The sequence below is a fragment of the Sivoneniella epilithica UHCC 1019 genome (assembly GCF_040830845.1).
Lineage (GTDB): Bacteria > Cyanobacteriota > Cyanobacteriia > Leptolyngbyales > Leptolyngbyaceae > ULC077BIN1.
In genome coordinates this window covers 38,030-59,291 of record NZ_JBFPDP010000033.1, presented here as the reverse complement: position 1 = coordinate 59,291, position 21,262 = coordinate 38,030, and the positions used below count along the sequence as shown (strand labels likewise).

Genomic DNA, 21,262 nt, shown 5'->3' with positions numbered 1-21,262 from the left:
ACGGATGTTAGTCGATCCACATTCCGGGCATTGCATAGGTCATTTACTCAATATCATCCCTTAATTATGCAACGCCGCCTTTCTCTAGCAAGACCAACCGCTGCTGGTAGTAATGCCAATACACCGCAAACGACACGCCCATCTGGGCGATATAGGCGGCGGCTTGTTCTAATGCCAAGGGCAATCCGTCTAATTCCTGCGCTAGGGCGGTGATGGCGGCGAGTTCGGCGGCATCCAGAGCAGGTAGATTGGTGCGATCGCGCAAAAAAGCGATCGACTCTTCTAGAGAGAATTTTGTCACCGCGATCGGGTTTTTAACGCCCAAGCTAGTAAATCGCGGTGCCCGTGACGTGAGCAATACTCGCCCCTGCGGGTTGCGCGGCAACCAGGGTTTCACCGTTTCTGGTTCGTCAGCGTTATCAAAAATTAGCAGCCAGCGATGATTTGTCTCCAACCACCGGAGCGATCGCGCTGCCAATTCTTCCAAGGTGCCATCACCCAAATCGAGAGATCGGGCGAGTTCTGCCAAGTCCGTGACCAGCGCTAATTCCGTGTCTGCCTTAACCCAAAACACCCACTCATAGATGGGAGTATCATAGAAATAACGATAGGCATACTCCACGGCGGTTTGGGTTTTGCCAATCCCGCCCAAGCCGCTGAGTGCTGCTGCTTGATTGAGCGCAGCCCTGCCCGTATCCGTCAGCGCATCGTGCAGGTCTTGCAACAGGTGCGATCGCCCGGTAAAGTGTTGATTCCGTCAATAGGGAATCTGGAACTGTGGGGTGCTTATCTTTGCCCGTTCCCCTCCAGGCGACTCTAGTCAATCTTCAGGCTTGACACCAAAATAAAACTTGTTATCGTCGCCAGCTTGAATCACTTGAGATTTCGGGTCATTTACCTGCAAGCCTTGTCCACCGAAAATTTGCTGCACATTTTTGGCATTCACATCATCGAACTGAACGATCACCTGATGGATTTCTTGAGCGATCGGCTGCACCATGCCTTCATAGAGCTTATCTAAAATGATCTTTGCGATCGGGGTTGCCAACCCCAGGGTAATGACTTCTAGCATAAATTTATGGGTGATGAAAGAAAACTATCTCTGTTTTAGCCTTTCATAGAAAATTCTCCAAGCAGCGATCGCGCTATTCATTCCGGCGAAGCTGACTTTGATAAACCCTTTGAAAGTTAGGTGAGCTACTTGATGGACATTTGCTACTCTGAGAAATAACTCCTAACCCCATGATTCATACACCGCCATGCAGTCCACTAGTTCTCGCCAGCAGCTTCTGAAGGCGATCGCCCAACTGAGCGATCAGCAATTACCCATTGTCTTGAGATTCATTCAAACCCTCCAACCTAATCCCATTGCGGCTCCTGCCCACCCACCCACCGATCCACTAGCCAACTTTATTGGAGCTAACACCCACGGCAATCTTGCTCAAGCGATCGATGAAACCCTCTATGACTAATGCCGTGTTCATTGATACTTGGGGTTGGCTGACTTTGAATGATGAAACGCTCTTTTAATGGAATCTAATTTTCATGAAACGGCTTGCTTGACAGGCGATCGCGCCACTTGCGATTCCAAAATTGCGCCATAAAGTGGACTGGTTTGCATGAGTTCTTCATGGGTGCCTTGTGCCATCAATCGTCCTTTGTCCATTAGAAAAATGCGATCGGCGTTTTGGACGGTGCTGATCCGTTGAGCGACGACAAAGGTAACGCAGGCGCGGCGGCGCATCAGGTCATCCAGTGCCGCTTGGATTTGGGATGCGGTCTGGGCATCCACCGCCGAGGTGCTGTCATCCAAAATCAGAATGCTGTAGTCGGTCAGCAGAGTGCGGGCGATCGCCACTCGCTGTTTTTGTCCGCCCGACAAGCCCACGCCGCGTTCTCCCACAATGGTTTCGTAACCATCGGGCAGGGCGGCGATAAAGTCGTGAATTTGCGCTGTGGTCGCCGCTTCAATCACCTGGTCTAGGGTCGCGTTGGGTTTGGCGTAGGCAATGTTTTCTCGCAGGGTGCCCGAAAACAGCGTCGTTTCTTGAAAGACAATGCCAATATGCGATCGCAGGCTTGCTAAGGTAAAATCTCGCACATCCCGCCCATCAATCCGCACGGCTCCCGTCGTCACATCATAAAAGCGCGGAATTAGGTTCATAATCGTGCTCTTGCCTGAAGCCGTCATGCCCAATACGGCAATTAGTTCCTTGGGTTTCGTCTCAAACGACACCCCTTTGAGCGCTTCGGTCGTGGCTCCCGGATAGCGAAACGAGACATTTTCAAAGGTGATTCTGCCACCACAGGTTTCAAACGGCACGGCACCAGGGCGATCGCGAATTTCCACCTTGGCATCCACCACTTCATAGACTCGTTCCGCTGAAGCCGCCGCCTGGGCGATCGCGGGTGCGGCAAACCCAATCAGCAAAATCGGCTGCAAAATCACCAGCAAATAGGAGTTAAACGCCACCAGTTCGCCGATCGAAAAACTGCCGCCAATCACCTGCGCCCCGCCGTAGCCAAACACCACTAAGGTGACCAAATTGCTCAGCAAAAAAATCAATGGAAATGTATTGTGAATCGCCCGAATGGTTTTCATATTCGCCGTCACCAGCGCGTCATTCAGCGTTGTATAACGTTGCGCTTCGGTAGACTCTCGCACAAACGCTTTCACCACCCGCACCCCCAGCAAGTTTTCCTGCAAAATCGCATTCAGATCGCTCAATTGTTCCTGAACTTGGCGAAACAGCTTGCCATTACGCATCAGAAATCGGGCTAACAGCCAACCCGCCATCGGCACAACCGTTAACGTAATCAACGCTAGCTGCCAGTTCATCACCAGCAAAATTACGGCGATCGTCACCAGCGTTACCACCGAGCTAAGCACCTGAATCAAGCTAGTCCCTAAAAACGTGCGAATCTGCTCAATATCACTGGTGACGCGGGTCAGCAGTTGCGAAGTCTGCGCTTGATCGTGATAGCTAAAACTGAGGGTTTGAATTTTGCTAAAAATCCGGTTTCGCAAATCATAGGCAACCCCTTGAGAAGCCGCTTCTGCCCAAAAGCTCTGCCCAAAGTTGAACACGCCACGGGCGATCGCCGTCACCACCATTGCCCCGGCGCTATACAACACAACTTGCAGATCTTGTTTCTCAATCCCTTGGTCGATCGCCCAGCGAAACAGTTGCGGAGTCACTGCATTCGCCGCCGTCAACAGCAATAGACTCAGCAGCGCACCCAGCGATAGCCAGCGGTACGCCTTCAAACTTTTTAGCACCCGCTGAAGCGACTGCATCGAGGAATCTTGAGTGTCTGATTGCTGCATGGCGATCGCTAAGCCTCACATTCTATAAAGAGAAGCTCTTTTAACTTAGGAGATTTTTGAGCGAAAAGATACCAATGAGCCATGGAGAGTAACGGAGTCGAACCGATGACCTCTGCGGTGCGAGGGTCATGCTGACCCGCTACCGCGAACGCAGCGCTCTACCAGTCTCAAGTCAATGGAGAGTAACGGAGTCGAACCGATGACCTCTGCGGTGCGATCGCAGCGCTCTACCAACTGAGCTAACTCCCCAAGTGGATATTCAGGTTTAGATATAGTATCACTGACCGCTATTATCACTGACAGCTTAGAACAGGGGTTAAGCGGCAATGGAGCGATCGTAGGTTTGGCGAACCCGGTCTAGCTCCAAATCGGAAAGGTAATCTACCGTCCAATTGGCGCAGCGTTGCAGCATATGAAAGGGGTAAGTATTGGCGACACCGACCACCGGAATACCTGCTTTTTTGGCGGCTGTAATTCCGGCGAACGTATCTTCGATCGCTAAGCATTCAGCAGGCGCTAAGTTCAACGCTGGATGCAAGTCATTCAATCGCTTTACTGCCAACAGGTAACTATCGGGTTCTGGCTTACTGGGAATGGGTTCGTCGCCAGAAATAATCACCGGAAACTCATCCGTCAATTCAGCCCGCGCCAATACTGCGGTTACTTCCGATCTCAAGGCTCCCGTCACCATGGCGATTTTGAGTTGTGCCGCGTGGATATTGAACAAAATATCCGCTAACCCGGCATAAATCGGCAGTTTTTCTAAATTGGCGAGTGCTTGTTGATAGGCAGTGGATTTGCGGCTGATTAATCGATCTAGGTTAGCATCCGATAAAACTCTGCCGCGACTGGCAAATAAATCGGTGAGACAAGCGCGATCGCTGCGTCCTAAACAAATTTGGCGCAGTTCTCCGCGTTTGGGGCGCAAATTTTCCTCAATCAACAACTGATCAATCAGCGTGTCGTGGATTGCCTCATCGTTAATGATGACCCCATTAAAATCAAACAGAACGGCTTTCAGCATCTTCAGCAACAGTATTACCCTTCTATGATGCAACCTACCACATCACAAAGGCTCAAAACAAAGGCTCAAATCTTTCATCCCCCCTGCATTGCACTCCGCATTTCTCATATCGAGACGCTGAGCTAACACGCTCAGCACTTATCAGTGAAGTTATAAGATGGCAGGTAAGCTTGAAATTTTGTTGATAACCTCTGTACCAATGCACTGCTAGCTTGCGTCACCGGACGAGGTTAGATCCTGCAAGGGCAGCCTCAACCCTCTTTTGAACTTCCTCATACTCCTTCAAAACGCCAGCCTCCATGCTACTTTTGGCAGTCTCTATGCGAAATTCGAGAGTTTTAGCTCGTTCTTCAAGCGACAGATTCTTTAAGAAATCAACCTTAATTACATTTGACTCAACATTCAACCAAGAAAGCATATATTGGAGCTTCTCGCGAGTCGTTGAGCGAATTTTTGAGTTAGCAAGCTTAATCTTGATAGCTGAAACTACATCTGAGGTTTCATAAAGTCGAAGACCTCTTTTTGCTCTTGAAAAGGATAAGCCTTTAACAATTCGCCTGACCATATAATCAGACAAACCGCGTCCCCTCAAGTCTGACTGGGTAACGATGCGAGGTATGTTGTTCATATGTGTCACTCCCCGCTTGCTGGAGGTAGACCTCTGAGGAGTTCTCCCATTTCTGCTATGATTCTAGCCTGCTCAGCAATTATTTGATTTTGTGTATCAATTAGTTGACTCTTCCTCTCCATTTGATCATTGAAATCATTTTTCAAATTTTCACTTGTCAATGAAAAATCATGTAGTAGATCTATTAAATATTTAATACGCCTCTGATACGAAGCTTCTTGTTGCTCTACATTCTTTGGCTTTGGAATATACCACTCTACATAACAGATAACAACGTCGTACTTCGAGTTAACTGTCCTTCCAGTATCCTTGATCGCTTGCTTTAAGGATGCTTGAGAACGGTTAATCTCTTGAGATACCTCTTTTATCCATTGTGTTTTATTAGACATACTGCTATTCGTTTTCCAATAAAAAATCTTTCAAAAACTGCAAATTCGGTAAATCTCCTACTTGCTCTCCAAGCTGCTTATTGCACAATGGATGAACCAAACTGAGATATTGCTCAGAGGTAACAAAAACGCTTAAAGCCGACCATTTAATTTGTTGTTTTGCTTCTAAATACCGTTGTAAAAGAGCCAATGGAGCCAAGTGGTGAATTTCCGAATGATCAATGGATACACCATCACTTCCCGGAATTCTGAGTAGCCCCTTGCACTTAAAACATTTGCCAGACTGAGCACTAAGGAGTTTTGCTTTGATTTCCCGACCTTCTCTCGTATTTTTGAGCCACCAACAGTAATATTCACGAAAACTTGTAACTCTCCTCGCTTGTGCTTGAAGTGCATCAACCTCTTTTAGAGTTTCTTCCCAAGCTTTACGATCCTGTGCATCGCGTACATTTTGCTGATGTAGCTTTGAAAGTAATTCATCACTGGTCAAGACCGTATATCCTTGGTATCAAATATATCTCACCTCGTCGATCTAAGTTTACCCTAATTAATTTATTGAAAAGTAAGTCTTGATGCCAGAAGCTAGGGCTGACCTATAGATAATCTTCAGGTACTGATCTCAGCGGTAACTCAGCAAGTTAACTACTATTTATACCCACTGCGGTCTTTCGGTTTTAGCACTCTAGACTCGATCGCAAAGGGTGGAATATCCTCTAGTTCCGCATCCACTAAGTTGTACTGCTCACACACCAAGCTAAGACGGCTTCCAGGTGTTTTCACCGGATTCACCGAATGAGTCAAATCCCCTTGAAACCATAGGAGTGTACCGAGTTGTGGTTTAATCTGCCCCACTTGTTGCCGATGGTTTCGCAGCACCAGTTCGCCGCCCTGAAGCTCGTTTGGCACCTGCACATACAGCACACTGACGATCGCCGGCGGATCGATGGTTTTGCAATAAGAGCGCAGCGATCGATCGATATGCGGATCAACGCGGGAACCTTCCTTTAGCAACAGCGGATTCAGGTAGAATGCATTGCAGTTTGGCTCAAGCGCTAGAGCGAGGTAAGCACTAAAAAATGGAAACTGGCGTTCTACTTCGGCAAGCTGCGATCGCTGAAACGCGATCGAAAATCCCTTAGTGTTCACAAAATCGCGGTTGAGATTATTCACTGCAAAGTAAGGACATGCCAAAATTGCGCCCTTTAAATCATTGAGATAATCAGCAGAAAATGCATTCGACTGTTGACGGTAGTAGCTCACTGTCTTAAAGATGGTTTAAAGAATTGATTCGCAATCGCGTCTCCTAAACCATTCTTGCTTATTTGAACTTCACGCTCCAAACTTTGTACCCAAGACGCTCCTACAGCATTTCATTGATTGTCATTTGATTGATGACAATCCCAGAGTGTGCAAGCATGATAAAAACTGGATGAGCATGGTTTTCTGGGTCGTTTTGGGGAATCATCGATCCAGGATCATGATTGACGTAGAGAGGATAGGGGATGAATTTTTGGGATGTTGAAGTGGGCGCAATTTCCTTAAATCCAGAAACCTATCGGCAAGTGGTGCAATCATCGTCTGGCAGAATTATTGCTCTAAGCGTATTGCTGCTATCTGGGTTTTCTGAAGCGATCGCCCAAGGCATTGTGCTATTTGTTAACCGGGTAAAACCGCTGCGTTTTCTGCTCAGCTTGGCGATCGCGTCAATTTTGTTCGTCTTCGGCTTTTTATTTTGGGCAGGAAGCACCTGGATTGTCCTCAACATCTTCTTTGGAACTCGTGTGCCCTTAATCCAACTTCTGATCACTTTGGCTATCTCCTTTGCCCCCAAAGTTTTTAGTATCTTTATTGCCCTGCCCTATTTAGGGGTTCCCATTTCGATCGCCCTTTCCATTTGGAGCTTTCTCGCGTTTTTAGTCGGCATCCAAGCCACACTCGGTTTAGATTTATGGCAAGGATTTGGGTGTGGCATTTTGGGTTGGGCAGTGCTGCAACTATTGCAGCGGACAGTCGGGCGACCCATTACTGGCATCGGCAAATGGATTCGCAATTCCGCCGCAGGGATGTCTCTAGTCACCAATGCCAAAGATTTAGAACGTATCATTGCACAGGGGCGGCGATCGTGAGCAACCGTAAACTTCAGCGCTGGATTGGGCTAGGATTATTTGCCCTACTCCTCACCTTGGCTATAGGATTTAGCACCGTGATTCAGGGCATTTGGCTAGCGATTACCTTAACCCTTACTGGCTTAGTGGCAACCTGGAACTTTTCCTTGCAAATCATATTTATCCTGATCACAACCCTACTGTTTGCAGGATTGCTGATTCCACTAGAAGCCCTAGGCTGGTGGGCAGGCTGGTATGACGATGATTTAGACACCACAAGCTACCCCGGCACTTTAGAAGAGCCAATTCCTGAAAATACTGACATTCGTAAATATGTGGTCTATCTAGATGGAATTTGTCAATCACATTCACAATATCTACCAGAAGTAGAGCTTTTTTTAAATGAGTTAGCCGCTGCCCTCCCCGCTGACATTGCTCTAATTCGCGGTTTGATGCCCTACAGTGTTCTCAATAAGCCACTGACCGAAGACCGCTGGCTATCGTTTCTCTGGCGCAGAGCCGACCACTATCAAATGACTGCTTCCGGTGGCATTTTTGGTCTCTTAATTGGAGTCACGATCAACATTCGCAACACGTTGATTGTGGGTGTGGCCGCCGATCAGCGCTATGGACCCATTTACAACCAGGCAACGGCTCAGATGATTTACGAGAGCCTGATTCATCATGGCTATTGGCGCGGCTGTGGCATACCCATCACGATCTTGGGCTACAGCGGCGGCGGACAAATGGCAGCAGGTGCGGCTCCTTATTTGAAACGGGCACTTGCCGCCCGAATTGATTTGGTATCTTTGGCTGGGGTAATTAGCGGCAATCACAACCTACTCGATGTGGAGCATCTTTATCATATTGTTGGTGATCAAGATATAGTCGAAAAACAAGGTCCTGTTCTATTTCCGCGTCGGTGGAAACTGCTCTTTTTGTCGTACTGGAATCGGGCAAAAGCACGGGGCAAAATTAGCTTTATTTCATTAGGTCCCGTGGGACACAACGCCGCCAATGGTCCCTATGGGGCAGAAGCACGGCTACCCGATGGGCGTACCCACTTGCAACAAACGGTTGAAGTCATTTCTGGCATTCTTCAGGGAACTTCATTGGTAGTCGCGGCGGCTAGGGCGGCAACTCCGAGTAATTATGAGGCATATCAACAAGCCGCTTTTAACCGACCAGAGTTTTACCCTCTCAATCAGACGGTTGATCCTGAACACTATCGGGCGATCGCGCCTTGGATTGGACGGCTGATTTTGCCTACCCCACAAGAACGGTATAGCCTGCGCGGAGTTTGGTTTGAAGTGCATTACGCCCCCGCTGAGTATCAGCACTTAATTGGAACTGTCGTTTCGCTCGGCTGGAGTAATGATGCTGCAACTCAGCGATTTTTGAAAACAGTCACCAAAGCGGTGCATTTTAGCCAAGAAGCCGAAGATAGCCAGCGACAGGGCATTATCCACCCCGATCGCATTAACCATTGGCAGCAGGTTAATCCATTAGAATCTCTGGCAGGCGCAAGACCCAATGATGATGTAATTGTGGCGCTGACTGACTTTGTGGAGGTGCAAGAAGCAGCCGACAGTCAGGCAGAACACCCGGCTTATTTGCTGCGGATTAACCATGAACCCGTGCAAATCGCCGGACGCTATTACGCTTTGGTCAAAATTCTTCAAGTTGCTGAAATTTTACCCCAGCCAGCCACAGCCACATTAACCACCGATCTGCCTTCAGTCGAACCTCTCACCGCCCCCCTAACCCTGCACACGTCTCGGCTGTTTCAGGTTGCTCACTACGATCGCAAAACTTGCCAATTTGACGGCGGTGAAGAAATCATCTGTTTTCCCCAAGTCGTTTTAGCCAGAGCCTATGGTAGCTATCCTTCCACCACTCACGGCATTGAAAAAACGCTGCTGAATGAAACGGGCTGGTATATCTATGGTGCCAAAGATGCCAGCGGGGTGTTTGTGGTGCAGGCGATCGCACCCCGCCCCCTGTTTCGCCTTTCGCCCGATCAAGTTATTGTGGGTAAACAAAATTCTTGGCATTACCTAAAAAAACAAGCATGGCAAGTCAACGGTGAGAAGGGAAAAATTCGATCGGTGATGTTGGTAGGGAACGGGGAACAGGGAATAGGGAATGGGGAACAGGGGGCAGAATTTTCTCATCCTCTCAAGCCCGAAATCGACAACCGGGAACCTGCTTCTCTCCCTCTGCAATTCTGGAACGAAGGCGTTAGGGAAGCTTTCCCGGAGGGAACTCGTGCGCTTATCCTACATGTTTACGGTGGAATTGGCGGCAAAAAGCGGGAACCTGCCGCAAGGACACCGATCTTTTTTGGACATTTCTCCTATGGGATCGCAACGGTGATCCGGGAGCCGTTAGCGGATGAACTAATGTTTGATATTCAGTATTACCAGGTTTATTCCCATAATAGCGATGGCATTGCAGCCGGGAGATTTGCCTGGAATCGGTATATGGGCGATCGCCAAGTAGGGTGGGCGGGCAGTCGCCCCGTTTGCGATGTGCTGCTCAAACTAGAGGCGTTCACTGGCACATTTGATGTGTATGGTAAGCAATACTCTGTCTTAAACGTGCTGCTCTATGAGCTTGAAGTCATGGTTGCTCGATACCGAATTGGCGATGGCACGGGTGGCACCTATGTGGGGCCGGCTCATAACTGCTGTCAGGATTCTAATCAAGCACTCTACGCAGCACTCAAGCGCGTTCGCAATGCGATCGAATCCGATCCCAAATTTGTGGCAGAACTGCAAGATGATCCCGGTGAGGCAGAACGATTTGAGCAACTGGTAAAGCTAACAGAAGGAATTCGGCAAAAACTATTGCCCTTTGGTTCTGCGCGGGCTGACTGGCAAAACAATGACTCAACCTTAGGGATTAGCCCAGAGGAAGACTTCTTTCAAGGAGTATCAGTTGGGCTGCGAAGTTGGCGGACGCTGTTGCCCCGTGTTGCCAGTGAAGCGATCGCCAAACAATTTCTCAACCAAGGTGCCACTCTCTGGGTCTTGCGAACGAACCAAATCGGCGGCAATGATCCCGATATTGAACCGATCGCCCCAACACAATTTGGCTGGTAAACACTCAATCTATGCACTCGCCGCTGGAATTTTGAGATGAACCAAGGCTTTTTACAGCACACTCGGCTTGACACTCACCCAAACTTGATTGCGATCGCCCTTGGTATATCCCACCGCGATCTCCCCCTATCCCCTCAAAATTCAGGGGGCATCTGCAACTTCAGTTCCTCAATTAAAGGTGGTATCTCAAATTGAACTACATTCCAAACAATGTTGAGGTTGGCATCATCATATTCATGAACCAACCGATTTCGCATTCCGTTGATTTCTTGCCATGAAATATTCGGCAGTGCCTGTCGAGTTGCGTCTGAAACTCGTCTTGCGGCTTCGGCAATCACTAATAGCCGTCGAATCACTGAATCTTGAAGTTGCACGTTTGCAACGAACTCATCTTTTGAGCATTGAGCGGTATAGGTCAGGATCAGTTCTGCGGATTGCAGCATATCAAGCAGGAATTGAAGATCCCATTGCATAAATCACCTGGGCAGAGGAAAGGATTTCGTGACGGCGTAAGTAGTTTCGACTGGTTTCAATGCCCTGACGGGTAATCAGATCAATGTTTCGATGGAAAATGATTTTGAGTTCTGCTTCCATCTCATCTAAGGTACGGAAGGTGGGGTGAGCGTCTAGGTGAAATTGCACCATGACATCAATATCGCTGTCGGGGCGGAAGTCGTCACGCAGGACAGAACCGAATAGGGCAAATTCTGTCACTTGCCATTTGTGACAAAACTCAGCAATTTTTTCCATTGGTAGTTCGATCGCTCTAATCCTCATGTCAGTTTCACCCTCAAGACTTCAAGCTATTCATTGATCTAATCTGTTGCTACCGCTTCACTGGTTTCGATCGCCCGTTCTACTCCTGTTTTAGCAATTTCTAGCAGTTGTTTGGACTGCTTCCGCTTTTGGTGAATAGATAGCCTTTAAGAACTGTCCCCATTAAAGACTTGCGCCCTCCACGAACCACGACCGCTTCGTCTGCAATCCTTTCCACAGTAGATATCGACTCAAGTACCTGCCAAATTTACCAGAAATCAGCACTTAACCTCTGGTTGAATCAATAACTACTCGGTTACGTCTTCACCAAGAATTTTGTCCCACGTTGGGAGTGAAGCGATCGCCAAACAATTTCTCGACCAAGGTGCCACCCTCTGGGTATTACGAACCAACCAAATCGGTGGCGACAATCCCGACATCGAACCGATCGCCCCAACCCAGTTTGGCTGGTAAGACGCTTAATCTATACCCTTATCGCTGAAACTTTGAGATAAACCAAAGCTTTTTGCAGCACACTCTGCTCGACGTTTAACCAGACGCGATCGCGGGTTTCCTTGCCCGTAACTCGCGATCGCTACAGACGACCAGTCAGCCAGCAATCGCCTCCTTGCCTTTTTTACGGATAAAGGATAACCTAATCGAAAATTGGCGTTCTCCTAGTTTTGAGGTGATCAGCAAAATGAAATTTGCTGTAGGTGGGCATCCTGCCGGCGCAGGCTAGAAACCTGCACTACGATTTTCACCCTGATTCCAAGCGAACCAAAACTGGCATATCGCTCGTAGTTTTACTGGGTTTATTGCCCAGATCCCTGTGAAATGAAAACTTTAAGATATTTGCATCTCTGCCAGTGGCATCAAGAGGCGGCGGTTCAGGAAGTCAACAGAAAGCCTCTCAGGGCAGTTGCCGCCCTATTAGCGACTCTCCTCGCGATCGCCTCTCAAGCTGCTTTTGCTCAGTCTGCTCAAAATCCTGGGCTGCTCAAGCTAGGCAATCAGGGCGAACCTATTCGGACACTGCAAGTGCAATCCGACAATTTGGGCTTTCCCCTGCAACAAGGACACAGACTGCAACCAACAGGCACGTTTGACCAGAAAACTCAGATTGCTCTACTTCAATTTGAACAATATTTTGGACTAAAGCCCAGTGGAGTTTCTGCTCCCCAAACATCCAAAGTCTTGTGGACACGTCGAGAGATTGCGCTTACAGACCTGCTCACTCAAAAAGACGCAAAGTCTTACCACCGGGGAAGGAAGGCTTTAGTATCCATGGGAGCTACCGCAGTTCCCGCAATTTTACCTCTGCTGCAACACCAAAATGCTTTTGTTCGCATTCGTGCGGTTGCAGTGCTAAGGGAAATCGGACCCCAGGCAAAGGCATCTGTTCCATTTCTAGTTCCGCTCTTAACGGATTACTCAGTAAGTGAGGTGTCAACAAATGATATAAAAGAGAGCGTTTCAGATGAGGTGATTGGAGCGTTGGCAACCATTGACCCGGACGCGAACTTTGCGATTCCTGCTTTGATTAAGTTATTAAGTAGCCCTATAAAAGACTTTCGTCTAGAGGTGGCACAAACCTTGAGCAAGATTGGTGCTTCGACGGTTCCTGCCCTGCTGCAAGCGCTTAACTCTAAGAACAGCGAGGTTCGTTATGCTGCTGCATTTGCTCTTGGCTACATTGAGCCTGTCAATCCAAGTGTCACAAATAGATTGATGGAAGTTGCCAAGAATGCGAGTGAAACTCTCAAGGTTCGCCAGATGGCAGTATTTTCTTTGGGAATGATGGGGCAAAATGTGCAGTGGTACTACGGTGAAAAGAACCAAAAGGTAGAAAGTACTTGTCCTGGAGAGCAGCCAAATACAAATTCAGAAAAGTGGCTCTACTTTAATCCCTGGTTGAGGCAGTGTCAGAAAATTCAGTGGTACTATGCCAAAGATAATTCAAAAATTAAAGCCAATTGTCCGATTGACCCAAATGCAAAGCCGATGGAGCAATTTGTCTTTAGTCAAGGGACAGAGCAATGTACTTTAGGCTGGAGAGGGGGCGGTGGCAAAGGTTGGGCAACGGCGTTTAAAAGAAGGGGCAAATAGGCTGGTATGAAGCGTCACCAACAAAATCTTTAGACATGGCGTATGATTTCTCCCATCAACGGCTTCGAGGGCGTTCCTTTAAAGGGCAAGATTTAACAGGAGCGGATTTTACGGGGGCTGATGTTCGAGGAGTCAATTTTTCAAACGCCATTCTCATTAGGGCTAACTTCAAACTCATTCAGACCGGACTTAAACCTGTTGGGCTATTGGGTTTAATAATCGGTTTAGGGGCTTTGGCTGGTTTGGCTGGCTTCATCACTGCTTATGCAGGGGCGTTTGCTGGGAGTTGGTTGCCCACTATCGAGTCTTTGTCGGGTCGTATTTTTGCTGGCACTTTCGCGCTTGTTTTATTGGTCATCTTTGCTTTCATCATGATTCGCCGAGGCTTGGGAATCGCTCTTTCAGCCTTTGCGATCGCCGCAATCATCGCTTTAACCATTCTGGCTGCCTTACCAGGGGTTGACAACACCCGAGCAGTCGCAATTCTTCTGGGCATGGTGATTGCGATTAATGTTGCTGGGGTAGGAGTTGGGGCGGTAGCGGTGGCAGTTGCCCAAATTCTATCCAGTAGATTAATCCGGGTCATTGTAGAGCTAGTGGCATTGGCATTTGCGCTACTAGGGGTAAGAGCGGGTACTGAGGAATTGACTGAGCAATGGGAGTTTGTTTCAGCACTTGCAGTCGCTATTCCGGTTGTTGCAGTGTTGATTGGACTAAGTTTTTACGTGGGTTGGAAGGCGATCGCAGGTGACGAACGATATGAGTTGATTCGGAAGATTGCGATCGCAATGTCCTGCTTAGGCGGCACTAGTTTTAGGGGAGCAGACCTCACCGATGCTGATTTCTCCAATGCAATGCTAAAAAATAGCGATTTTCGGGGAGCCAACCTGACTCGCATCAACTGGTTTAATACCAAACGGTTGAATCAGGCGCGGATCGGCAATACTTATCTAGAGCATCCTAAAATTCGGCAACTCTTGATCACCAAGCAGGGACAAGCCCAAAACTTTGATCATCTCGACCTGCGTGGGCTAAATCTTGATGGGGCAAATTTGGCAAATGCCAGTTTGATTGGGGCAAAACTGAGCGAAGCAACCTTACAAGGTGCAGATCTGACTCGCGCCAAACTAGTTCAATCACACCTATATCAAGCGAACCTGACGGAGGCTTGCCTCACCGGAGCCGTGATTGAAAACTGGGGTATTGCAGCCGATACACGATTTGATCGCGTGCGATGCGACTTTGTTTTCATGCAGTTGCCTACAGAGACAGATCCTGATCCCTACCGCAAACCCGACAACCGCAATGAAGTGTTTCAACCCGGCGATTTTGTCGACTTTGTTGCACCGATCGTTAAAACACTGAACCTGTATAAAACCCAGCACATTGATCCACGAGGGATAGGACAGACGTTTAAGTCGCTCGACCTATATCACCATAAGGGCATTGACCCTAAGGCAGCGGCGATCTCGCTCAAACAATTAGCTGAACAGCATCCTGAAGCAGACATCGAAGTGGTGGCATTGGAAGGGAGGGGCGATGACAAAGTGCGAGTACAGGCGAAGGTGGCTGGCATCGCTGATCGGTCTGCCTTAAGCGCCAAATATTTTGAGACCTATCGAGAGCTAGCTTCATTACCTTACGGTGATTTGCAAGCACTGCTAGCGAGCATCGCTGAGAAGGACGAGCGAATTTGTAGCTTGGAGAAGATGGTGACAACAGCGATCGAAAGCAATAAATTCTATGTGGAAACCTATTACGACTTGGGGGATACTGTGACAGAAAACCGATCAATCAACATCAACTCCGGCGGCGGTAACGTCAGTGGCGTAGTGGGAGAACTCAAAGAAGTGCAAGGTGGCGTGAATTTTGGCGCAATTAGCGACAGCAGTAACCATTCTGTTGCGGCAAAGGAAGTTCCGGTAGAACAGCCTAAAAGAGAAACCGTTCTTGCCGCGATCGTGTTTACCGATGTCAGTGATTCTACCCAACGGATGGCGATGAATCAGCAGATGATGATTGCCCTGCTGGAGCGGGACTTTCAGATAATGCATGAGATCTGCGATCGCTACGAAGGGCGAGTCTTAAAATCGATGGGTGATGGACTATTGATGTACTTCAACAGCGTGGTGAAAGCGGTTGCCTGTGGACAAGAGATTCAACGGGCGCTGCTACAAAATGCTGCCAGCTTACCGCCGCAGTTGGTACTGCACCACCGCATTGGCATTCATCTGGGAGAAGTGTATTTTGATGGCGATGATGTTTTGGGCATGGGAGTTAACGTTGCTGCCAGATTGCAAGGCAAAGCCGATCCAGGCGGCATTTGTATCTCCCAAACTGTATACGAAGTAGTCAAGGCTCATTTGCCGCTCGACATCAGCCCAATGGGAACGCAAACCTTGAAAGGAGTCCCAGAAGCGCTACTGGTTTACAAAGTTGCTTTCTGATTCAGCGCTCCAATTCCACTACACTTCAAAATATGCCAGTTGGCTCAATCAAGTTGAAATTGAATTCTTGATCGGGTCGTGCCACTACCTCGATCGCCCCAATCGGTGAACCAACGTCTGGATAGAGTAGTTCTAATCTTTAGAGACGGTAGCATGGACATTTACGATCGCACCCGCTTTGAATCATGAGCAAACAACGATTTGAAGACTTTAAAGAAATTGTCGAACTGGCGCTGAAAAACGAGGCGCCCCGTGATGCCAGATTGATTTTGGTGGGGCGGATTTCCTATGCGCTAGAAGTGGGCGAACTCACATTTACAGAAGCCCATACACTAGAAGATTTGCTGGGGGGGCGGTCAGAATGGCAGGATGCGTATGAAATTGCCTTATCAGGTGCAACGGATCACAGTTTGTATCATCTCCCTGCATAGCGCTCCATATCATCGTTAATGGGGTGAAAAGAGCAATATGCTGAAATAATGGAGCAATTTCAGCAGGTGGTGCGCCCTGAAGCGCGACGGCGATCGCCCCAACCCAATTTGGCTGGTGAGACATTTAATCTTATATCCTTGTCGCTAATCTCAGTTACTCTACTGCCGTTGTATCTCGCTACTGGGTGCAACCGCTGGGGGAGGCGGAACAGGTTCGGGTTCGGGTTGAACCTCAACAGGAGCCGGGGGCGGAATCACCGCAGGAGGCAGTTCTGGCTCTGGAGGCGCGGGTAAATTAGGAGTCGGCGCGATCGCGTTGGGCGTAGGACTTGGTGCCGGAACTTGAGGACTCACTTCTAAAGGTGCCGGAGTTTCAACCGCTGGCGGGGGAAGGGCTTCTGCTTCAACCGCAGGCTGCTCAATCGCCGGAGAGGGAGCTTGATTGCGGTACTCTTGCTCTTTCTGTTGGTTTGGCGCTTCAACCATCGGGGGCGAATAGGAACTAGAAGGAACAATGGGCGCAGCTTCACCGGGCCAATTTTCAAAGGGCGGAAAGGCTTGCTCGGTATGAAAAATCGAGGTGCCTGGTCCCGTGGAGCTTACCATCATTCGTAGGGTTAATCCGGCTCCTAACCCAACAGCCGCCGCGATCGCCGCAGTTGCCAGTAGGGTTTTAGGAAATGTGGATTTCAGGGTCAGCGGCGAAGGAGTCATGCTTGAATTAGGTTGAGGAAATCGTTTGGTTGGCAGGGAAGCAGATTTTGCGGATAAGGGCGGCTGTGACGAAGAGGCTACGACAGCGGCTTGCGGCAGGGTAGATCCGTTAGCAGCATCCAAGACCACATGGGAATTGCGATCGCCCATGCTATTAGGTGCAGGTAACAACGCTAGCCACTCTGCGATTGCTTGAGGGCGATCATTTGCATTTAGCTCTAATCCTTGCAAGATAGCAGATTCTACAGTAGCGGAAAGTTGGGGACATAGCTGACGAGGGGAGGGGAGGGGCGATCGATGGCGTAGGGGAGCCGCCAAGGGCGCGTAGCCAGTGAGCAAAAAGTAGAGCGTGCCTGCTAACGCATAGATATCGGTTGCTGGAGTGTGCGTCAACTCAGCTTGATAGTGTTCGATCGCCACATACTCCTGCACTGGCAACTGCATCTTGTTCGCTGCAATCCCCAACGCCGCTGCATCCAGCAGCCCCACATTCACTAGCACAACAATATTAGACCCAATCGGACGAATCACATTTTTAGGCGTAACATTGCGGTGAAGCAGCCCTTTATCATGCAGTTCCGCCAAGGCTGAACCCACCTGCTGAATATAGTGAACTGCCTGAGATTCTGCCAATGCGCCTTGGGTATGCACCACTTCCAGCATCGGTTGCCCTGGCGTGTAATCTAGAACCGCGATCGCTTCATCCTCTGCTTCAAACGAATCGATCAGGCGCACTAACCCAGGATGTTTACAGTGAGCGAACCGCTGAATCTGCTCCAAAAAACGCTGCTTTAACGGTGTACCGTCTACACCCAAATCAGAGTTAGGCTGCAAAACCTTAAGAAGGACGGGTCGGTTTTGCTGAACTTGCGTTGCTTGAAAGGTTGCGCCCAGGTCAGTTTGCCCCAAAACGCGATTGATCAGATATTTTCCATGATGAAGCGTCGTCCCAATGGTCAGAGGCATGGACAGGGATAGTTAACAAGTTTTTCCATGCTAACCCTTGATTGCGCTTGACTCAATCTTTCCGTCGAAGTCTTTGCCGAATCGCGATCGCCCCAAACATCAGCGCTCCCAAAATAGTGGTAGGTTCTGGAACGGCTGCCGAACTATTTTCTGCTGGAACTTCACCTCCCGGAATGGTCGGCTCAACTGCGATCGGCGGGTCAATCAGCGGTGGATTGGTCACTACTATTGGCGGCGGCGGTAGCGGTGGATCGGGTACGGCTATTGGCGGCGGCGGTGGAGTGGGATCAATAAACCCAATTCGCGGCTGAAAATTAGGACGTTGCAATAGGAAAAATCGGTCAAGTGGGCTGGTATCCGTGAAAATATAGCGGAACACAACACTATCGCCGGGTGCAACAACGCCACCCGAAAAGTTCACATAATCTCGCACATCAATCTCTTCTTCTGAGGTGCTGAAGTGGCTTGAGGTAAATGGTCTGAACTGAGGTAAAAACTGACCAAATGACAAACCATCGGCTTCTGGGCTGGGAGTGCCATACACTTCTTGCAGTTCATGGTCTACAAAAATCCAGGGGGTGCCCGTTAAGTTGATGAGGACTGACTGAAATCCAATTCCCACATAGGAACACCTCCTGCATAGTCTAGAAAAGCCGTCAATGCTCATGTACAGGTTGGTGTCAGGTCCATATACTTCCTGTTCAATGGTGTAAAATCCATCGGGATCAAGTCTGCCATTGACGAGGTTGAAGTTGCCCGAAATTTCCCCAAAGCGCAATCCGCCAATATCTAGGGACACAGCTTGAACCGAGGTAGCAGTGCCGATCGCGCTAGACACGGCGATCGCGGCAAAAAACCGACGGATGACTGAATTCATAGGGGCATTAGGATAGGGGACGGGTGTTAGAGTTCGGGGTTTAGGGTTTGGAGTTCAAAACTCCGCACTCCGCACCGTAGACTCTGCACTTTGCTTAAGACTATAAAGGGTTCAAAAAGTTTCAAATTTTCCTGATCCAATTTATCAAGGTGCGTAGCGTTCTGACTATATTAAAGAACACACCGCTTGAGAAACTATCAAAGCGTGTCTGGATCAATCCCGCGATCGCGTAACCGCATTAGCAAATCTGCCAGTTGTTCGGCTGCTTGGTCAGCCCGTTCCTTAAAGGTTGGGTCATAAATGAACATGGCAAACCGTCCAACCCTTCTAGATTGCATTCTATATCAGGGAGAAGGTAGCAGATTCAGCAGGAGCCTGAATTTAAATATCTAGGTCAGCCAAGTTTAGCTTGGAGCCATAGGTTTCAATAAATTCGCGGCGAGGGGCAACCCGATCGCCCATGAGTACCGTAAAAACGCGATCGGCTTCAACGGCATCTTCAATCTCAATTCGCTTCAGGGTGCGCGTTTCTGGGTTCATCGTTGTATCCCACAGTTGGGTTGGCATCATTTCGCCTAACCCTTTAAACCGCTGAATGTCGTATTTGGCGTTGGCGGGGAAGGCCGCAATCACTTGGTCGCGATCGCGTTCGCTATAGCAGTAATTATGGCTGCGTCCTCGTTCTACTTTGTAAAGCGGCGGACAGGCAATGTAGATATAACCCTGCTCCACCATGGCTCTTTGATAGCGGTAGAAAAAGGTGAGGATCAAGGTACGAATGTGGGCACCATCCACATCTGCATCGGTCATGATCACAATGCGGTGGTAGCGCAACTGCGCTGCATCAAAGTCTTCGCCCTTAATGCCTAAGCCGAGAGCGGTAATGAGTGCCTGAATCTCTGTATTCTTGTAGATCTTGGCATCGTCCGTCTTCTCAATATTGAGGATTTTACCCCTGAGCGGCAAGATTGCCTGAAAACGGCGATCGCGCCCTTGCTTCGCGCTACCGCCCGCAGAATCCCCTTCCACAATGAAGATTTCTGATTCTGAAGGGTCGCGACTGCTGCAATCTGCCAGCTTACCCGGCAAAGTAGACGATTCCAATACCGACTTGCGCCGCACTAGTTCACGGGCTTTACGAGCCGCCTCCGCTGCCTTAAACGCTTCTACAGCCTTTTCAATAATGGCATCTGCCACACCGGGGCGAAATTCTAGATACTCGATCAGCACTTCGCCGACCAACGAATCCACAATACCGCGTACTTCTGTATTGCCTAGCTTCGTTTTAGTTTGCCCCTCAAATTCTGGGTCAGGCACCTTCACGGAGATAACGCCTGTTAAGCCTTCCCGGATATTTTCCCCCGCCAAGTTAGACTCGTTTTCTTTAATCTTGTTGCGTTTACGGGCAAGGGAATTCAGAGTGCGGGTTAAAACCGTTTTCAAGCCTTCTAAATGGGTGCCGCCATCCACGGTACGGATGTTGTTGGCAAAACCCAGTAAGTTGTCATTGTAAGCATCCGCACACCACTGAAGTGCTACTTCTACCTGAACGTTGTTGCGCTCCCCTTGCACGTATACCACTTCGTCGTGAAGCGGCTGCTTTTCACGGTTCATGTAGGTGACATATTCTCGAATGCCACCCTCATAGAAATACACTTCGACGTGCGGCTCAGAGGCTTTGAGTAGGTCTAAACGATTATCGGTGAAGGTAATCCGAACTCCGCCATTCAGGAACGCCAATTCCCGTAGGCGACCTGCCACGGTGACATAATCAAACGCTGTTTCAGTGGTAAAAATGGTGTTGTCGGGCAGAAAGGTGATGGAGGTGCCTGTGCGATCGCCCGCTCCCGGTTCAACTTCCAAAATACCAATCGGAATACCTCTTTCAAAGCGTTGGGTGTGGATGCCTTGATCACGCCATACAGTGACCTCTAACCACTCGGATAGGGCATTAACTACAGAAACACCTACCCCATGAAGACCGCCACTCACCTTATAGCTGCCGCCGCCAAACTTGCCACCCGCTCCTAAAACAGTCAAGACGGTTTCCACAGCAGATTTCCCAGTCCGGGGATGAATTCCTGTGGGAATGCCTCGCCCATCATCCGTTACAGTGACTGAGCCATCCGCGTTGAGCGTCACTTCAATATTTTTGCAATGCCCAGCTAGCGCTTCATCTACAGAGTTATCAACAACCTCGTACACTATATGGTGCAGCCCACGGGGACCCGTACTACCGATATACATCCCTGGACGTTTACGAACGTGTTCAATCCCCTCAAGGACTTGAATTTGCTCCGCACCGTAGTTATCTGCCATGCAATTAGCGCTCCAGCCGAAATAATAGGGTCTAAAACTGCATTTAAGCTTTAGAAGACCAAAAC

General features: G+C 49.0%; 22 protein-coding genes and 1 tRNA gene. 7 read left to right on the top strand and 16 right to left on the bottom strand.

Features of this window, described 5'->3' with window-relative positions; genetic code table 11:
- Nucleotides 1-64: 64 nt before the first annotated feature.
- Both AB3R30_RS18305 and AB3R30_RS18300 read right to left on the bottom strand, forming a co-directional pair.
- On the bottom strand, nt 65-724 hold the full coding sequence (locus AB3R30_RS18305; RefSeq protein ID WP_458650649.1) for an NB-ARC domain-containing protein: 660 nt from the start codon (nt 722-724) through the stop codon (nt 65-67).
- Nucleotides 725-820: 96 nt separating this feature from the next.
- On the bottom strand, nt 821-1,072 hold the full coding sequence (locus AB3R30_RS18300; protein ID WP_458650648.1) for a hypothetical protein: 252 nt from the start codon (nt 1,070-1,072) through the stop codon (nt 821-823).
- A 187-nt stretch (nt 1,073-1,259) separates the two neighbouring features.
- Here AB3R30_RS18300 and AB3R30_RS18295 point away from each other — a divergent pair, with 187 nt between their 5' ends.
- A complete protein-coding gene (locus tag AB3R30_RS18295) occupies nt 1,260-1,472 on the top strand; it encodes a hypothetical protein (protein ID WP_458650647.1) in 213 nt (70 codons plus the stop codon).
- Nucleotides 1,473-1,543: 71 nt separating this feature from the next.
- Here the strand turns inward: AB3R30_RS18295 and AB3R30_RS18290 are convergent, their stop codons facing one another.
- The 7 genes from AB3R30_RS18290 to AB3R30_RS18260 all read right to left on the bottom strand — a co-directional run bounded on the left by AB3R30_RS18290 (nt 1,544) and on the right by AB3R30_RS18260 (nt 6,629).
- Nucleotides 1,544-3,328 (bottom strand): ABC transporter ATP-binding protein, encoded by a 1,785-nt coding sequence (locus AB3R30_RS18290; RefSeq protein WP_458650646.1) that lies wholly within the window; start codon nt 3,326-3,328, stop codon nt 1,544-1,546.
- A gap of 176 nt (nt 3,329-3,504) precedes the next feature.
- A tRNA-Ala gene (locus AB3R30_RS18285) sits at nt 3,505-3,577 on the bottom strand.
- Nucleotides 3,578-3,644: 67 nt separating this feature from the next.
- Nucleotides 3,645-4,352, bottom strand: coding sequence for an HAD family hydrolase (locus AB3R30_RS18280; RefSeq protein ID WP_458650645.1), 708 nt, complete (start codon nt 4,350-4,352; stop codon nt 3,645-3,647).
- Between the two features lie 217 nt (nt 4,353-4,569).
- The gene (locus AB3R30_RS18275) at nt 4,570-4,980 is read right to left on the bottom strand and encodes a hypothetical protein (RefSeq protein WP_458650644.1); all 411 of its coding nucleotides are present in this window, start codon (nt 4,978-4,980) and stop codon (nt 4,570-4,572) included.
- A 5-nt stretch (nt 4,981-4,985) separates the two neighbouring features.
- Nucleotides 4,986-5,369 carry a hypothetical protein gene (locus tag AB3R30_RS18270; RefSeq protein WP_458650643.1) on the bottom strand — a complete coding sequence of 128 codons (384 nt, stop codon included), beginning with the start codon at nt 5,367-5,369 and terminating at the stop codon, nt 4,986-4,988.
- A gap of 4 nt (nt 5,370-5,373) precedes the next feature.
- Nucleotides 5,374-5,859 (bottom strand): hypothetical protein, encoded by a 486-nt coding sequence (locus AB3R30_RS18265; protein ID WP_458650642.1) that lies wholly within the window; start codon nt 5,857-5,859, stop codon nt 5,374-5,376.
- 155 nt (nt 5,860-6,014) lie between these two features.
- Nucleotides 6,015-6,629, bottom strand: a complete 615-nt coding sequence (locus AB3R30_RS18260) for a 2OG-Fe(II) oxygenase (protein WP_458650641.1) — start codon at nt 6,627-6,629, stop codon at nt 6,015-6,017.
- A gap of 242 nt (nt 6,630-6,871) precedes the next feature.
- Between AB3R30_RS18260 and AB3R30_RS18255 the strand changes: the two genes are divergently transcribed.
- The gene (locus AB3R30_RS18255; RefSeq protein WP_458650640.1) at nt 6,872-7,495 is read left to right on the top strand and encodes a hypothetical protein; all 624 of its coding nucleotides are present in this window, start codon (nt 6,872-6,874) and stop codon (nt 7,493-7,495) included.
- Nucleotides 7,492-10,578, top strand: coding sequence for a CAAX protease (locus AB3R30_RS18250; RefSeq protein ID WP_458650639.1), 3,087 nt, complete (start codon nt 7,492-7,494; stop codon nt 10,576-10,578). Before AB3R30_RS18255 ends, AB3R30_RS18250 begins: the two co-directional genes overlap by 4 nt.
- Nucleotides 10,579-10,712: 134 nt before the next feature.
- Here the strand turns inward: AB3R30_RS18250 and AB3R30_RS18245 are convergent, their stop codons facing one another.
- Together AB3R30_RS18245 and AB3R30_RS18240 are read right to left on the bottom strand one after the other, a co-directional pair.
- Nucleotides 10,713-11,051 (bottom strand): HepT-like ribonuclease domain-containing protein, encoded by a 339-nt coding sequence (locus tag AB3R30_RS18245; protein WP_458650638.1) that lies wholly within the window; start codon nt 11,049-11,051, stop codon nt 10,713-10,715.
- On the bottom strand, nt 11,023-11,328 hold the full coding sequence (locus AB3R30_RS18240; RefSeq protein WP_458650637.1) for a nucleotidyltransferase family protein: 306 nt from the start codon (nt 11,326-11,328) through the stop codon (nt 11,023-11,025). The genes AB3R30_RS18245 and AB3R30_RS18240 overlap by 29 nt, the downstream gene beginning before the upstream one ends.
- Nucleotides 11,329-11,670: 342 nt before the next feature.
- Between AB3R30_RS18240 and AB3R30_RS18235 the strand changes: the two genes are divergently transcribed.
- A complete protein-coding gene (locus tag AB3R30_RS18235; protein WP_458650636.1) occupies nt 11,671-11,808 on the top strand; it encodes a hypothetical protein in 138 nt (45 codons plus the stop codon).
- Nucleotides 11,809-11,813: 5 nt separating this feature from the next.
- Here AB3R30_RS18235 and AB3R30_RS18230 read toward each other — a convergent pair whose 3' ends face one another.
- On the bottom strand, nt 11,814-11,954 hold the full coding sequence (locus AB3R30_RS18230; protein ID WP_458650635.1) for a hypothetical protein: 141 nt from the start codon (nt 11,952-11,954) through the stop codon (nt 11,814-11,816).
- Nucleotides 11,955-12,171: 217 nt separating this feature from the next.
- Between AB3R30_RS18230 and AB3R30_RS18225 the strand changes: the two genes are divergently transcribed.
- From AB3R30_RS18225 to AB3R30_RS18215, 3 genes are all read left to right on the top strand, one after another.
- Nucleotides 12,172-13,443: a HEAT repeat domain-containing protein gene (locus tag AB3R30_RS18225; protein ID WP_458650634.1), complete on the top strand. Its 1,272-nt coding sequence runs from the start codon at nt 12,172-12,174 to the stop codon at nt 13,441-13,443.
- A 35-nt stretch (nt 13,444-13,478) separates the two neighbouring features.
- The gene (locus tag AB3R30_RS18220) at nt 13,479-15,890 is read left to right on the top strand and encodes a pentapeptide repeat-containing protein (protein ID WP_458650633.1); all 2,412 of its coding nucleotides are present in this window, start codon (nt 13,479-13,481) and stop codon (nt 15,888-15,890) included.
- Nucleotides 15,891-16,075: 185 nt separating this feature from the next.
- On the top strand, nt 16,076-16,321 hold the full coding sequence (locus tag AB3R30_RS18215; RefSeq protein ID WP_458650632.1) for a hypothetical protein: 246 nt from the start codon (nt 16,076-16,078) through the stop codon (nt 16,319-16,321).
- A gap of 159 nt (nt 16,322-16,480) precedes the next feature.
- On the opposite strand, the gene AB3R30_RS18210 is transcribed toward AB3R30_RS18215, so the two are convergent.
- From AB3R30_RS18210 to gyrB, 4 genes are all read right to left on the bottom strand, one after another.
- Nucleotides 16,481-18,001, bottom strand: a complete 1,521-nt coding sequence (locus AB3R30_RS18210) for a serine/threonine protein kinase (protein ID WP_458650631.1) — start codon at nt 17,999-18,001, stop codon at nt 16,481-16,483.
- 52 nt (nt 18,002-18,053) lie between these two features.
- The gene (locus AB3R30_RS18205) at nt 18,054-18,878 is read right to left on the bottom strand and encodes a hypothetical protein (RefSeq protein ID WP_458650630.1); all 825 of its coding nucleotides are present in this window, start codon (nt 18,876-18,878) and stop codon (nt 18,054-18,056) included.
- A gap of 197 nt (nt 18,879-19,075) precedes the next feature.
- On the bottom strand, nt 19,076-19,216 hold the full coding sequence (locus AB3R30_RS18200) for a hypothetical protein (protein WP_458650629.1): 141 nt from the start codon (nt 19,214-19,216) through the stop codon (nt 19,076-19,078).
- Nucleotides 19,217-19,259: 43 nt separating this feature from the next.
- Nucleotides 19,260-21,197, bottom strand: coding sequence for a DNA topoisomerase (ATP-hydrolyzing) subunit B (gene gyrB, locus AB3R30_RS18195; protein ID WP_458650628.1), 1,938 nt, complete (start codon nt 21,195-21,197; stop codon nt 19,260-19,262).
- Nucleotides 21,198-21,262 lie beyond the last annotated feature (65 nt).